The organism is Elstera sp., assembly GCF_044372965.1.
GTDB lineage: Bacteria > Pseudomonadota > Alphaproteobacteria > Elsterales > Elsteraceae > Elstera.
Genome location: NZ_JBILQX010000087.1, coordinates 1 through 14,371, shown reverse-complemented (window position 1 = coordinate 14,371; position 14,371 = coordinate 1). Strand labels below are relative to the sequence as shown.

15 protein-coding genes are annotated in these 14,371 nt (G+C 60.9%); 4 read left to right on the top strand and 11 right to left on the bottom strand.

Features of this window, described 5'->3' with window-relative positions; all coding sequences use genetic code 11:
• Window positions 1-297 precede the first annotated feature (297 nt).
• From ACIQ36_RS11945 to rplM, 4 genes are all read right to left on the bottom strand, one after another.
• Complete coding sequence (locus ACIQ36_RS11945) at window positions 298-855, bottom strand: gamma carbonic anhydrase family protein (protein WP_395829490.1); 558 nt, start codon at window positions 853-855, stop codon at window positions 298-300.
• Complete coding sequence (gene argC / locus ACIQ36_RS11940) at window positions 852-1,892, bottom strand: N-acetyl-gamma-glutamyl-phosphate reductase (protein WP_395829488.1); 1,041 nt, start codon at window positions 1,890-1,892, stop codon at window positions 852-854. Before argC ends, ACIQ36_RS11945 begins: the two co-directional genes overlap by 4 nt.
• A 101-nt stretch (window positions 1,893-1,993) precedes the next feature.
• On the bottom strand, window positions 1,994-2,479 hold the full coding sequence (gene rpsI, locus ACIQ36_RS11935; RefSeq protein ID WP_395829486.1) for a 30S ribosomal protein S9: 486 nt from the start codon (window positions 2,477-2,479) through the stop codon (window positions 1,994-1,996).
• A 2-nt stretch (window positions 2,480-2,481) separates the two neighbouring features.
• Window positions 2,482-2,946 carry a 50S ribosomal protein L13 gene (gene rplM, locus ACIQ36_RS11930; RefSeq protein ID WP_395829484.1) on the bottom strand — a complete coding sequence of 155 codons (465 nt, stop codon included), beginning with the start codon at window positions 2,944-2,946 and terminating at the stop codon, window positions 2,482-2,484.
• Window positions 2,947-3,167: 221 nt separating this feature from the next.
• Here rplM and ACIQ36_RS11925 point away from each other — a divergent pair, with 221 nt between their 5' ends.
• From ACIQ36_RS11925 to ACIQ36_RS11910, 4 genes are all read left to right on the top strand, one after another.
• Entirely contained in the window at window positions 3,168-3,947 is a 780-nt protein-coding gene (locus ACIQ36_RS11925; RefSeq protein ID WP_395829482.1) for an enoyl-CoA hydratase, read from the top strand.
• A gap of 3 nt (window positions 3,948-3,950) precedes the next feature.
• Complete coding sequence (locus ACIQ36_RS11920; RefSeq protein WP_395829480.1) at window positions 3,951-4,424, top strand: CoA-binding protein; 474 nt, start codon at window positions 3,951-3,953, stop codon at window positions 4,422-4,424.
• Between the two features lie 23 nt (window positions 4,425-4,447).
• Window positions 4,448-5,737: an O-acetylhomoserine aminocarboxypropyltransferase gene (locus ACIQ36_RS11915; protein WP_395829478.1), complete on the top strand. Its 1,290-nt coding sequence runs from the start codon at window positions 4,448-4,450 to the stop codon at window positions 5,735-5,737.
• 86 nt (window positions 5,738-5,823) lie between these two features.
• Complete coding sequence (locus ACIQ36_RS11910) at window positions 5,824-6,390, top strand: glutathione peroxidase (protein ID WP_395829476.1); 567 nt, start codon at window positions 5,824-5,826, stop codon at window positions 6,388-6,390.
• A 62-nt stretch (window positions 6,391-6,452) separates the two neighbouring features.
• Here the strand turns inward: ACIQ36_RS11910 and ACIQ36_RS11905 are convergent, their stop codons facing one another.
• The 7 genes from ACIQ36_RS11905 to ACIQ36_RS11875 form a co-directional block, all read right to left on the bottom strand.
• Window positions 6,453-9,899 (bottom strand): tetratricopeptide repeat protein, encoded by a 3,447-nt coding sequence (locus tag ACIQ36_RS11905; RefSeq protein ID WP_395829473.1) that lies wholly within the window; start codon window positions 9,897-9,899, stop codon window positions 6,453-6,455.
• 4 nt (window positions 9,900-9,903) lie between these two features.
• Window positions 9,904-10,578: a protein phosphatase CheZ gene (locus ACIQ36_RS11900; protein WP_395829472.1), complete on the bottom strand. Its 675-nt coding sequence runs from the start codon at window positions 10,576-10,578 to the stop codon at window positions 9,904-9,906.
• Window positions 10,579-10,664: 86 nt separating this feature from the next.
• The gene (locus tag ACIQ36_RS11895) at window positions 10,665-11,033 is read right to left on the bottom strand and encodes a response regulator (protein WP_395829470.1); all 369 of its coding nucleotides are present in this window, start codon (window positions 11,031-11,033) and stop codon (window positions 10,665-10,667) included.
• Between the two features lie 125 nt (window positions 11,034-11,158).
• Entirely contained in the window at window positions 11,159-11,866 is a 708-nt protein-coding gene (locus ACIQ36_RS11890; protein ID WP_395829468.1) for a MotE family protein, read from the bottom strand.
• Between the two features lie 99 nt (window positions 11,867-11,965).
• Complete coding sequence (locus ACIQ36_RS11885; RefSeq protein WP_395829466.1) at window positions 11,966-12,670, bottom strand: DUF6468 domain-containing protein; 705 nt, start codon at window positions 12,668-12,670, stop codon at window positions 11,966-11,968.
• Between the two features lie 7 nt (window positions 12,671-12,677).
• On the bottom strand, window positions 12,678-13,763 hold the full coding sequence (fliM, locus tag ACIQ36_RS11880) for a flagellar motor switch protein FliM (RefSeq protein ID WP_395829492.1): 1,086 nt from the start codon (window positions 13,761-13,763) through the stop codon (window positions 12,678-12,680).
• A 57-nt stretch (window positions 13,764-13,820) separates the two neighbouring features.
• Window positions 13,821-14,371 (bottom strand): flagellar basal body-associated FliL family protein (locus ACIQ36_RS11875; protein WP_395829465.1); only part of this gene is annotated, 551 nt, incomplete at its 5' end.

Here is a 14,371-nt window from a genome sequence, read left to right as displayed (position 1 = left end):
ACCGGCACAACCGATTGACCAACACTACCATATCCTAACATGACGATCCGGCCGCCAAACGGGACCCGTGTTACCATTCTTACCTCGTGCACAAAGTTTTGTTAAAGGACTGCGATAGTTTATCTATCGCAGCGCACAAACGCAAGAAAAATCATGCAAATACTTGTTTTACTTATTCTTTTAGCCAAGAATAAGTAAATACAAAGTCAATCGCGCCCCGATCTCTGGGCACGTTAACCTTCAAATTACTGTTTTTCTGAAGAAGGCGGGCCGGGATAAGTCTTCCCGGCCAAACGCCTAGGATTGAGCCGCGCTCAATTGAGCGCGATAGGTGGTGCCGAACCCCACGTAACGGTCGGCAGAGCCCGCAATATTCTCTATTTCTGCGGGTTTGAGCGGGCGCAGCAGGCGAGCGGGATTGCCCGCCCAAAGCTCGCCGGTCGGCACGGTTTTATTGGGCGCGATCAAGGCCCCGGCGGCGACCATCGCCTCGGTTTCGACGGTGGCTTGGTCCAGTACCACCGCGCCCATGCCGATAAAACACCGGTCTTTCAAGGTGCAGGCGTGCAGAACCGCGCCGTGGCCGATGGTGACTTCGTCGCCGATATAGGTGCCTGCCTTGAACTGGGTGGCGTGAACGATTGTGCCATCCTGGATATTCGTGCGCGCGCCAATGCGGATTTCATGCACATCACCGCGAATGACCACCCCAAACCAGATATTGGAGTCCGGCCCGATCACCACGTCGCCGATAATCACCGCGCCGGGCGCAATGAAGGCGGTTTCGTGAATCGTCGGCCATACGCCGTTCCAGGGCATCAGAATTGGCCCTGGAACGGTGAGCGCGCGCGTCATGGGAAGATTGCCACGAGGTCCAGCCCCGTGGTTTCCGGAAGGCCATACATGGCATTCATATTCTGAATCGCCTGGCCCGACGCGCCCTTCACCAGATTGTCGATGACCGACAGAATAATCGCCCGGCCCGGCAGCCGGTCGGCGATCACATTGATGTGGCAGCGGTTGGTGCCGCGCACGTGGCGGGTTTGCGGCACGTCCTTACCCGGCAGGATCGAGATAAACGGCTCGTCGCGGTAGCGCCCGATCAAGGTTGCTTTCAAATCCTCGGCACTGACGCCGGGGCGCAGTTTGACGTAGATGCTCGACGCCATACCCCGGCTCATTGGCATCAGGTGCGGCGTAAAGTTCACCAGCACCGAGCGCCCCGCCGACCGCGATAGATCCTGCTCAATTTCCGGCGCGTGCCGGTGCGAGGCGACGCCATAAGCGTGAACACCTTCCGTCACTTCGCAGTAAAGCGAGCCTTCCTTCAGCGACCGCCCCGCCCCGGAGGTGCCGGTTTTGGCGTCGATAATGATATCGTCCGCCTCAATCTGCGCCGCATCGATCAGCGGCACCAGCGGCAGCAGGGCCGAGGTTGGGAAGCAGCCGGGGTTTGCCACCAGCCGGGCTTTCTGCACCGCCTCCCGATGGATTTCGGTTAGGCCGTAGACGGCCTCGGTCTGAAGATCGGGCGCTTGGTGCGCGTGGCCATACCATTCGGCGTAGGTATCGAGATTATCCAGGCGGAAATCGGCTGAGAGATCGACGATCTTCAGGTGCGACGGCAGTCCGGCAATCACCGCCTGCGTGGTTCCGTGCGGCAGGGCGCAGAAAACGAAATCGACGCTAGACCAATCCACGTCGGCAATCGCCACCAAGTCAGGCAGGCCGAAGGGCGCAAGCTGCGGGAAGACGCTTCCGATAGGTTTGCCCGCGCTGCGGTCCGCCGTCAGCGCGACGATGCGCGCCTGGGGATGATTGCGCAGCAGACGGATAAGCTCCGCCCCGGTGTAACCGCTCGCCCCGAGAATGGCGATCCGAATTTCCGACATCCTTCAAACTCCCAAGCCCTAAACACCGGTACACCCAAAGAAAAAGGAGGCACCCGCTGCCGGATGCCCCCTGATTTCTAGCACAAACCTTCGAAGAAGGCTTAGCGCTTCGAGAACTGGAAGCTGCGGCGGGCCTTGGCCTTACCGTACTTCTTACGCTCAACGACGCGGCTATCGCGGGTGAGGAACCCACCGGCTTTCAGCACGCCGCGCAGGCCCGGCTCGAAATAGGTCAGCGCGCGGCTGATGCCATGACGCACCGCACCGGCTTGACCCGAAAGACCGCCACCACGAACCGTGCACCAAATGTCGAACTGGCCGGTACGGTCAGCGACTTGGAAAGGCTGGTTGATGAGCATGCGCAGCACGGGGCGAGCGAAATACACCGCGCCTTCACGGCCGTTCACGGTCAGCTTGCCGGTACCCGGCTTCACCCACACGCGCGCGACGGCGTTCTTACGCTTGCCCGTGGCATAGGAGCGACCCTGTGCGTCGATCTTCGGTTCGGCGGGAGCAGCAGCTTCGCCCGAAACGCCAGCAGGTGCCTGACCGGCAACCTTCTGAAGAACTTCAAAACCCTGGGACATCCTTATGCGCTCCGCTTGTTCTTCGCATTGAGGCCAGCGACATCCAGCACGGCCGGCCCTTGGGCCTCATGCGGATGGCTCGGCCCCTTATAGACCCGCAGATTGCCCATCTGCTGACGGCCCAGCGGACCCCGGGGAACCATGCGTTCCACGGCTTTTTCGATCAGGCGTTCCGGGAAACGACCGTCGAGGATTTGACCCCAACCGCGTTCCTTGATCCCGCCCGGATGGCCGGTGTGCCAGTAGAACTTGTTCTGCTCGCGCTTGCGGCCCGTCACCTGCACCTTTTCGGCGTTGATGACGATGATATGATCACCGCAATCCATGTGCGGGGTGAAAATGGTCTTATGCTTCCCGCGCAGGCGGTTAGCGATAATGGTTGCGAGTCGACCGAGAACGACGCCATCGGCATCGATGACAAACCATTTCTTCTCGATCTCGCTCGGCTTCGCGGAATAGGTCTTCATAGACGATCCTGACAGCTACGGCGACGAAATGCCCAAAGCGGGCACCCCGGTTAAGGTGAGGCGGTGAAGTACGACAAGCCGCCCCCCACGTCAAGCCCCGAAATGCGTGCGTTTCTGCGGGTTTGAAAGAATCTTCATCCATGGGGTATTATTATACCGCTCCTGAAAGCCGCTGCCAGCCTTACACTGCGGCCTAACGCTAAATGGGAAGGAAACGACGGATGACCGACGATCTGGTGCTGCGCCAGGATTCCGCAGGGGTTGCAACCCTCACGCTGAACCGCCCGCAACAGCGTAACGCCCTCTCCCGCGCTATGATCGCCGCGCTCCGGGCCGAGCTTGCCCGTTTGGCGAGCGACGCCAGCGTTAAGGCACTCGTGCTCACGGGCGCGGGGCCGGGGTTCTGCTCCGGCCATGATCTGAAAGAAATCCAGGCCAACCCCGATCCCGCCTTCTATGCCGCACTGTTTGAAGAGTGCGCCGCGCTGATGCTGGCGTTGCAAGCCCTGCCCCAGCCCGTCATCGCCCGCGTTCACGGCATCGCCACGGCGGCGGGCTGCCAATTAGTCGCCACCTGCGATTTGGCGATTGCTTCGACCAGGGCGACATTCGCCACGCCGGGCGTTCACATCGGCCTGTTCTGCTCGACACCCATGGTCGCCCTCTCCCGCACCGTCCCGCGCAAGCGCGCCCTGGAAATGCTAATGCTGGGCGAGACGATCGACGCCGCAACCGCCGCCGCCTATGGGCTCGTCAATGCCGTGGTTGAGCCAGATGATCTCGATGCCGCCGTCGCGGGGTTTACCGCGCGCCTCACCGCCAAATCGCCCCTTACTTTGCGCATCGGCAAGGAGGCTTTCTACCGGCAGGATGAAATGACGACGGCCGACGCCTACGCCTATACCGCCGCCGTCATGGCGCGCAACCTCGCCACCCACGACGCCGCCGAAGGGATCGACGCATTTCTCGCCAAGCGCGCCCCCATTTGGTGCGGAGACTAAGGAATGCCCGTCACCAGCGAAGCAGGCCTGCGGGCGATCCTCACCAGCGTCAAAACCATTGCGATGGTCGGCGCATCGACCAACTGGAACCGCCCGAGCTATTTCGTCATGAAATATCTTCAAAGCAAAGGGTTCCGCGTCATCCCGGTTAATCCGGGTGCGGCGGGACAAGAGGTGCTGGGCGAGACGATCTACGGGACCCTCGCCGACATTCCCGTGCCCATCGATATGGTCGATATGTTCCGCAAACCCGAGGCCGCGCCGGAAGTGGCCGCCGAGGCCATTGCCATCGGCGCGAAAGTGCTATGGATGCAGCTTAGCATCGAGCACGCCGAAGCCGCCGCGACCGCCGAGGCCGCCGGGCTTGAGGTGGTGATGAACCGCTGCCCAAAAATCGAATATGCCCGCCTGTTCGGCGAGCTTGGCTGGGGCGGCATCAATACCGGCATTCTCTCCAGCCGCCGTAAACCGCAATAAATCAAGACCATAGGATTAGATAAATGACCGATCACACCCCCGGCTTTGAAACCCGCGCCATTCACGCGGGCGGCGCACCCGACCCCACTACGGGCGCGCGGGTAACGCCGATTTATCAGACGACCGCCTATGTGTTCGATAGCACCGACCACGCCGCGTCGCTCTTCAATCTCCAAACCTACGGCTATATTTACAGCCGCCTGACCAACCCCACCGTCGCGGCCCTGGAAGAGCGCATCGCCAGCCTCGAAGGCGGACGCGGCGCAACGGCGGCCGCCTCCGGCCATGCCGCGCAACTGATGGCGCTGTTCCCGCTGATGAGCCCCGGCGACGAGGTGGTTGTTTCCAACAAGCTTTACGGCGGCTCGGTGACGCAATTCTCGCGCACCTTTAAAAAATTCGGCTGGCAGGCGACCTTTGTCGATGCGGACGATCCCGAAAATTTCCGCACGGCCACGACCGAGAAAACCAAGGCCTTCTTTGTCGAAAGCCTCGCCAATCCGGGCGGCGTCATCACCGATCTCGAAGCCGTGGCGCGGGTCGCCGAGAGCGTCGGCGTTCCCCTCATCGTCGATAATACGATGGCAACGCCCTATCTCTGCCGCCCCATCGATTATGGCGCGACGCTGGTGTGCCACTCGACAACGAAGTTTCTCTCCGGTCACGGCACCGCGATGGGCGGGGCAATTGTCGATAGCGGTCGTTTCGATTGGTCGGCGACGCCGGGGCGCTTCCCGAGCCTTGCCGAGCCCGAGCCCGCTTATCACGGGTTGCGCTTCCACGAGACCTTCGGTGATTTAGCCTTCACGATCTACGGCCACGCCATCTCCTTGCGCGACCTCGGGGCGACGATGGCCCCGATGAACGCTTTCCTGACCATGACGGGCATCGAAACCCTCGCCTTACGCATGGAGCGCCATTGCGCCAATGCTCAGAAGGTTGCTGAGTTTCTCGCCGCCCATCCCGCCGTCGCTTGGGTCAATTACGCCGGGCTGCCGGGGAATAAATATCACGCCCTCGCCAAGCGTTACCTGCCGAAAGGGGCCGGTTCCGTCTTCACCTTCGGGGTGAAGGGCGGCTTCGATGCCGGGGTTAAGATTGTCGAAAGCGTGGAGCTTATCTCCCACCTCGCCAATATCGGCGATGTGCGCTCGCTCATCATTCACCCCGCCTCCACCACGCACCGGCAGCTTTCGGACGACCAGCGCGTCACCGCCGGGGCCGGGCCGGACGTGCTGCGCCTGTCGGTTGGGCTTGAAACGGTGGACGATATAATCGCCGATCTAGCCCAGGCTTTGGCGAAACTGGGGTAAGCCTCTCGTTTTTTCCGGCCCGGCGTCCATATCTCCCTCAGGATCGTATCAAGCCTGGGAATGATCTATCCTGAGGAGACTTGAAAATGCGTCGGCTTATCGCCCCTTGGGTAGGAACTATCGCCATGCTGGGATTTTTGGGGTTCGCGCGCGCGGAAACGCCGGGAAATGCTTATGATTTCACCTTCCAAGCTATTGATGGCCAGCCCTTGCCGCTGGCGACCTTCAAGGGCAAGGCGGTCTTGATCGTCAATACCGCCTCCCAATGCGGGTTCACGCCGCAGTATAAGGGGCTCGAAGCCCTCTACGACCGCTACGGGCCAAACGGCCTGATCGTGCTCGGCGTGCCCAGCAATGATTTCGGCGGGCAGGAACCCGGATCGAGCGAAGAGATTAAGAATTTCTGCGAAACCAGCTTCGACGTCAGCTTTCCCCTCACCGATAAAACCCATGTGGTCGGCGCCGAAGCCCATCCTTTTTACAAATGGGCTGGGGAAAAGCTGGGACTCGTGGCAAAACCGCGTTGGAATTTTCACAAATATCTAATCGGCCCGGATGGGGCCTTGGTTGATTGGTTCTCCACCATCACCGAGCCGACTTCGAGCCGCGTGACCAAGGCCATTGAAACGATTCTGCCCGCCAAAAGCGGCTAATCGTAAAAATAAAAAGGCCGGTTTCCCTTGCAGGAACCGGCCTTTTTGGCGTGTACGGTCCGTTAGTTAATCGCGCTCAACTGCCCCTGCTGCACCTTCTGCCGGTAGTCAGCCATGGCGCGCTGGAAAATATCGAGCTCAGTAAAGCGTTGCGCGAGCGCGGTTTGATCGATGGAGGCCGCCGGGCGCGTGGAGCCGGTGAGTAGTTCGAAGGCCGACGCGCTGCCGGTGGTCCGCATCAGCGGTTCGAAATCGGCCCGCAAGCGCGAGATCATCCCCGGCTCGCCCGAAAGCGCGGTCGCAATGGCGAGGTTGATGATCAGCCCCTCCCGCTCCGGCGTCATCGTGCGATCCGAGGGAGAGCCGGCAAGGCGCGTGAGCGCCCCTGCCGCTTCCGCCCAATTTTGCGCGCGGCTGAACAGTTGCGCGCGCAGCAATTCACCATCGCGGCTAATGTCGCCTTCAATCACCGACAGGCCCCGATCCGGCTGCCCAGCTTCCATAAAGGCGCGGGCCTTCAGGCGGCGGCGTTCCTGCTGCAACTCGGGCGGAAGGTTGGGCACATCGCTGCGGTCAATGGCGATAACGGCATCGTTCGGCCGGCGATCCAGCAGTTGCACCACGGCCAACCGCGCACCGACCTTCGCCTTTTCAATCCCGCTCAAGCGCTGATCGATCTGATAGGTCAGCAGGTCCGCCGCCCGGTCAAGCAAATCGATCTGCACCAGACGATCCGCCAAGCTCTGAATCATCGCATCCCCGCGCGGCCCTTGCGGCGTCAGATCGCGGTAATCATCGTAGAGCGCTAAAGCGGCCAGCGGCGGCACTTTGCCCGACGAGTTAGTGTCATAAAGGTTAATGAACGCATCGGTCATGCGGTCTTTCAACTTATCGACTTCGGCCCACTGCGGGAAATGCACCGAGGCTTCGCGCAGGGTGCGCAACGCTTCGCCGATTTGATTACCCTGCATGTAGAGTTCGGCCAGCCGCTTCAATTGCACATATTCGAGCGAGCCGCCCGGCCACGCATAGCGCGTTTTTTCAAGCCGGTCGATGGCTTCAAGCCGGTCGATGCGACCGTCTTTCAGGGCTTCCTCGACCCAAACCGGCTCCACATGGGCGCGGATGCGGCGGTCGTCGGAGGCAATGAGGCGATCCAAGATCGGCAGCGCCGTTGTGCGCCGGTCCGTCTTCAGCATTACTTTGGCGCGGATAAACTCCGCTTCGGCGCGCGCATCGGCCGGGGCGTCCGGGCGGGCGAGCAGATCGGTATAAGCGAGCGCCCGGCGTGAATCGCCGACCTTCTCCGCCGCTTCCGCCGCGAGCAGAACGAGCTTCGCGCGCATCGGCATCGGGTAGCTGTCGGGAATGCCGCCCGCGCGCCGAAACAGATCATCCGCCGAATTCCACGAGTCTACCTGGGCCGAGGCCGCCGCACGCCACAGCAACGCTTCGGGATCGGTATCCAAGCGCCGATCCATCAACTCGGGCAGTGCCGCCGCGCCCTCTTCCCGCATCACCCGCACGGCACCGCGTAAAGCGAGCAACGCCGGATCATTGGCAAGGGCGGGCGTCATCCGCCCAATCAACTCCAACACACCAAGCGCGTCGGGATACTGGCCTTGCGCGACGAAAAACTGCGCGAGATCAAAGCGCGCCGAAGGACGGCGTAACTCATCGGATTCCGTCACCGCCGTCAGCAAGCGCTGGCGGGTTTCCAGAAACGCATCGTCGGGAATTTTCCACTTGGCGAAATCATAGGCCTTCACCGACCCAGGCCGCCCCGGAATCTGCGACAGGCTGAGCGAGGCCCCTATGGTCACAGCGCTCGGCGTGACACGGATCTCCACCGTGTCGGCTTTGGGGACGATCAAAACGCCCGACAGCGTGCGCGGCAGCGAGACTTGCGCAAAATCGCGCGGCGCATCAATCCCGCGTGTCGTTTGCGGCAGCGCGATGAAGCGCCAGAGCGCGCCGGTATCGGGATCGACAAGCGAAATTGGGAACGAACCTTGGCTGGTCGCAATCGTCACGAACCCGCCTTCGGCATCCGACGTAACCGGCAAGGCCGAGTCGGGCCGCCCGGTGGCTTTCGGGCGAAGAACAACGACCAGTGCCGCTTCTTCGCGGCTCAGCGTCGGAATAAGACCTGCGGGGACTGCCAAACGCAGAACCGAACCGTGGGTAGCCTTCAACTGTTCCGGCTCGACCCGCGTGCGCAGGCGCGTGACGGCGCTAAGATCCGCCGCGAGTGGAGCCGAGAAGGCGAGATAAAGCTGATCGTCGCGCAGATAGGCTGCCGCCGGGGCTGCCGTCGGGATGCGGATGGTGATGGATTTATCCACCGCCTGCACCGCCGTCAGCGTAATCGGCTGAACGGGCGTCATCGCCGGGGGCGTCATCAGCGGTTCGACCGGCGGTTTCGGTGGGGCCGTAATCGACGCCGGTACAGGCGCAGCTTGGGCAACCGGCGCGGGCGCTGTCGCGGCCTGGGGTTGCGCCTGGGCCACCTGAACCGGGGCCGCCGCAGCGGGTAGCGAGACCGCTACTTTTGCCGTACCCGCCGGACCATTCGGCGGGGCCTGGACATCGAGCAGAATGCGCGTGCCGATTTTGCGATCGACAAGTTTCGCGTTCGGCGGCAAAGCCAACGCAAATTCGGTGGCGCTGCCGTTCGTTGCCGCTTCGACCGCGCCGATCGATTTGGTCAGGCGACGGCGAATATCGGCAAGATCGAACTGCCCGGCCTTATCAAAGGTAATGCGAGCAACCCCATCCGCCGAGTTCACCCGGTAGCTGGTTCCAGCCGGCCAATCGAAAACAAAGCGCGTAAACGTGCCATTGTCCCCCACATTCACCTTCACGCGCGGCGCATCGACCGTCGCGGGTGCGGGGGCTGCCACAAGCGCCGTAGGGGCTTGTGCAGCGGGAGCCGCCGGCTTTTCCGGGGGGGGTGTGATCGGGGTCGGGACGCTGGCCGTCGGGGCAATCGGGGTCGGGGCACTTGCGACCGGGGCTTGGGTCGGCGCAGGCGCTTGTGCCGCCGCGACCGGCGCCTGCACGGGAGCCGCAGTTGCCGACGGGGCCGAGGCGGCTGGCGCGGGTTGCCCCTTCTGCTCGATCATATCAATGACCGCCGCGCGCTCGGTCGTCGAGGTTTTAAGCGTAACCGCTTTCAGCAGCGTAAAACTGATACTGCGCTGATCGGCAGAAACCTGAGGAGAGCCCAGGTAGCCGTCGACGCCGCGCATAACCGCGGGCGACAGCGCGCCATCAAAGGGGGCTTCAAAGCGTACCGTAAGCCGATTTCCGTCCACCGTTGCGGTGAATTTTGGAGCGGTGCCGAAATCGAAAACGAGCCGAGAATAGCCGTCGTGCAGCGCAGACCGCGCCGTGGCCGCCCACGCGGTCGAAGGCACCATCGGGCCGAGCAGCAGAACCGCGACCGCGACGGAGGAAAGAAGAAGGGCGCGATGGCCGTGGCGGGTCGGCAGAGAAAGCATGCTCAAGGGCTTATCCGAAGCTCGCCAGAATCGCATCGATCTCAGCCTGTCGTTTCGCTTCGTCGGGCAAGGCGGGACCATGCAACAAGTCCACCTGGTCGGGGGCAATCGACGGCCCGGCGGCGGGGTTATACTTAGGCGCAGAAGAATCGGTTTGCATCCGAGCGAGTTCATCGCCGAACGCCGCGAGCATTGCCGATACCCGCTCTTCAATCTGCTTTAAGGTGCGTACCACTTTGGTGATGCGCTGACCCGTGACATCTTGGAAATTACACGCTTCATAGACGCGCGTTACCACATCAGAAACAACCGCCGCCTGTTCCGGCGGCAGGCTTCCTGCAAGGTTTTCAAGCTGTTCGGCGGCATCCAGAATAACGCCAGTTGCCTCTTCGGTTGCCCCCACGACCGCATCAAGCTCGTCGGTCGCCGATGGAATATCGTGCGAGCTAATCGCATCGGGGCGAACTTGTGCAATTTCGGACCGAGCGTTTTGGATAAACCGCGCCAGCCCTTCCAATTCCCGATAGAGCTTAACGTCGGTCGAGGTAATTTCCCCGCCCATCGTCGATAAAACCTGTTCGACGATCCGCGTTATCTCGTCGGGCGCAATGGGCTGATGGTGCGACTGCTGACGCAGGGCATCCAAATGCTGACGCAACTCCGGCGTCGCCGTTAGACCCTTCATCGGCATTCCTCCTCACTCGTCAGCCCATATCATGCAGCGCTGGGGCCAAGCCCCCCTAAGCTAAACGGAGCCGAAGCCCCGAAAGCTTAGAAATTGCCGAAAACGGCAACCAGCTTTTGCTTCAGCGTTTCAGCGTTGAACGGCTTCACGATATAATTCGTAACGCCTGCTTCTTTCGCAGCAATGACGTTTTCCGTCTTGCTTTCCGCCGTCACCATCACGAAAGGGATGTGCTTCAGCTTGGCATCGTTGCGCACTTCGCGCAGCAATTGCAGGCCAGTCATCGGTTCCATGTTCCAGTCGGAAATCACGAGACCATAGTTCTTTTCCCGTAACCGGGCCAAAGCGGTGGAGCCATCCGTGGCTTCATCGACATTGTCGAAACCGAGTTGTTTCAGAAGGTTACGGATGATCCGAAGCATCGTCTTATAATCATCGACGATGAGAATCGGCATATTCTTATCCATGGAAGCTCTAAGTCCCCTGTTTGAGTCTCTGGACTGTGCAGGCGCAAGGTCTACGAGTGGCGTGCTTCCGTCAACCCTGCGTGTGAGAAACCCTTTAGAATAACTGTCTTGACTTACGGTCGCCGCGGCGCAGCACCGGCAGGCGGCGGGGCCGACGGCTGGTCGCGACTGCGATCAACGAGGAGCGAGGTCAAGGTTTTTGCCCGCTCCGGCAGCATGCTGGCCAGGATCGGCGCAAGCTTGTTTTCCTTCATCCGCCCAATCACGCCGACAACAACGTCGAGATCAAGCTTTTCGAGAATCTGGGCGGCTTCCTTAGGCTTCATCGTTTCATAGATGCGCACTAGGCTCCGCAGACGCTCTTCCTCATCCTTGCTACGCTGATCGACCAGGCTGCGCAGTTGCGTTTTCAGCCCTTCGAGTTCAGAAACTTTCTCGTCAAAGCGCTTCTCAGCGGCGCGCAGCATGGCTTCGCGCTGTTCCAGCTCGCGCTCGCGCTTGTCGAGGGCTTCCCGGCGTTCCGACAGCTTTTGCAGCAAATCGATTTCGCCCTGGGTGAAACGGGTGGGATCGCGCGGCATTTCCGCCGTCGCAGGCGGGGTTGCCGCCGCAATCTCGGTTCCCTTGGCAGCGTCAGCGCCCGGTTTACCCGCAGCCGCCTTAGGGGCTGCTGCCTGGGCTTTGGCTTCCGACGTGCCGAACGGCACCAGCGATTGAAGCTGATGGAAACCGTCATAGGCTTCCTGCACTTTGAAGAAGAGCAGGCCGACGACCGCCAGAACCGTCACCGGCAAGAGACGAAGTGGAAGGAACCGGCGCATCGGCAAACTCTCCTACATCAAGGCACTGAAGCGACTATACCGTTCGGATATGACAGCCGGGCAATGCTAAAACACCACTAGGCAATCCGATTATTAATCTTAACGCCGAGCGCGTAGCGCCTGAAGCAATTCGCGTTCAGCCCGCGAACGCGGTGCCGCTTCGCCGTCAGTTTCCGCACTATCGGCTTGACCGCCGGTCCCACCGAGCGCTTGACGCAGGGCCGCACGATCCCGGGTTGGGCGAGCCCGCTCCTGGCGCGTCGGAGCAATAGGTTCGGCTTCAGCAGCAGGAGCTGGTGCTTCCGGGGCGGCAGAACGCGGCGCACGACGATCCGCACGCGGTTCGGCAGCGGCACCCATCCCCATCGCCGGGGCCATCGGGGTTTCGGTCGGACGTTCGAGCGTCCGTTCGGCTCCGCGCTCCGGCAAACGGCTCACATTATCCCGCGCTTCCGGCTTTGCACCGGGGCGCCCCACTTCCGTCCGGGCGGTGCGAACCCCGCCTTCGAGACGATCAGCGAGGCTCCCGCCGCGATCCACAAGATAGGACAAATCGTCGCGCAGGTTTTGGCTGCGCTCCAGGTACTGCTGCAGGCGCGTCGCTTCATCGGTCGCCGAGCGCAGGGCTTTCACCCCCGATTCAGCACGCACACAGCTATCGTTGAAGGCCGCAATTAGCGCTTCCAATTCAGCCCGGTGATTCCGAATCACCGTAAGCTTCTTATTTAGCACCCAGCAGAAAATAACCGTCGCCACCAATAAGAGAGCGACAATTACATTGAGATAAAATCCAATCGTCATCATCGCGGGACTACTCCTTTTGAGTGCGGGATTCGATCTTCACCGCGATGTGATTGTTGCGCTGCCCAACTTTACCCTTGAACATGGCCACACCCCCCGACCGCAACATAACCGGGCTTTCCGGTGTGCAGTTGAAGATGACCTGAGTTCCCGGCTCCCATGCAAGGACTTCGCGCAAATAGGAAGGGGTTTCTTCCAGCACGGCTTCGATGCTGACATCGGTGTGCCACAGTTCGCCCGCCAAATGGTTTTCCCAGATTGAGTCGCGTCCAAATTTTTCCCCCATAAACATTTGGAGGAGAATTTCGCGAACCGGCTCCAAGGTGGCATAGGGCAGCAGCAGTTCAAGGCGACCGCCGCGGTCATCCATATCGATACGCAGGCGAGCGAGAACCGCCGCATTGGCCGGCCGGGCAATCGCGGCAAAGCGCGGATTGGTTTCCAACCGGTCGAACCGGAAGGTCACCGGCGACAGCGGATCAAACGCCGCCGACAAATCCCCCAGCACGACATGAACCATGCGCTCGACCAGCGTGCGTTCAATCGTCGTGTAAGGCCGCCCTTCGATTCGCATCGCCGCTGTGCCCCGGCGACCGCCCAGAAGCACATCGACGATCGAATAGATCAGCGCGCTATCGATGGTCAGCAGACCAAAGTTATCCCACTCTTCCGCCTTAAACACCGACAGCATAGCCGGTAACGGAATGGAGTTGAGATAGTCGCCGAAGCGGATCGAGGTGATATTGTCGAGGCTGACTTCGACATTGTCGGACGTAAAGTTACGCAATGATGTGGACATCATGCGAACCAAACGGTCGAACACCACTTCGAGCATCGGCAAACGTTCATAAGAAACGAGTGCCGAATTGACGATGGCGGCAATGCCCGACCCGTCCGAAGCGCCCGCCGACCCGTCATCAAAGCCGAGCAGACTGTCGATCTCGTCTTGGTTCAGAACCCGCGCGGGTGCCCCGCCGGTCTCGCCGCCGCCGCCCGCCGATGCAAAATCATCGTCGCCGCCTGCGTCCCCATCCGCCAAAGCCGCCCATTCAGCAGCTAGCAGATCGTCGTCCTGATCATCCAACGGACCGCCCATCATCCCGCTCCTCTTGCGAAGCTTTCGTGCCTGATCGCGCCCTCATTAAGAAGGGCGCTATTGTACCACGATTTCGGTAAACAAAACTTCTTTAACTTGGACCGGACGGATCACCGCATTCACGCGGGCCAAAAGTTCTTCCCGAAGGCGGAACATGGCTTGCGCACCTTGCAATTGATCCGGACGCAGCTCACGCAGATACGTCTGGAAGGTATCCAGAACCCGCGGAAGCTTCTTTTCCACTTCCTTACGCTCGTCTTCCGAGCTTAGCTCCAAGCTGATCTTCAGCTTGAGGAAAGCTGGGCGCGGCGTATCGCTGCGCAGGTTCACCAGCAGATCGGGCAGCGGGTAGTAAACGACGTTCAAGGAACGCGCTTCTTTCCCCGTCGGTGCTGCCGACGCTACGGGTGCACCGCCAATCCCTACACTGCCCAGGACCTTGCCCAGAATGCCGGAGAAATACAGTCCCCCGACCGCAAGTGCGATGATCAGCAGCGGCAGCAAAATATACAGCATCAATTTTTTGCCGCTTAGGCGACGGCGACCCATCATGTGACGATCGCCGCCCGCACCATCATCTTCATACATCTCAGCCGACATGACCACTA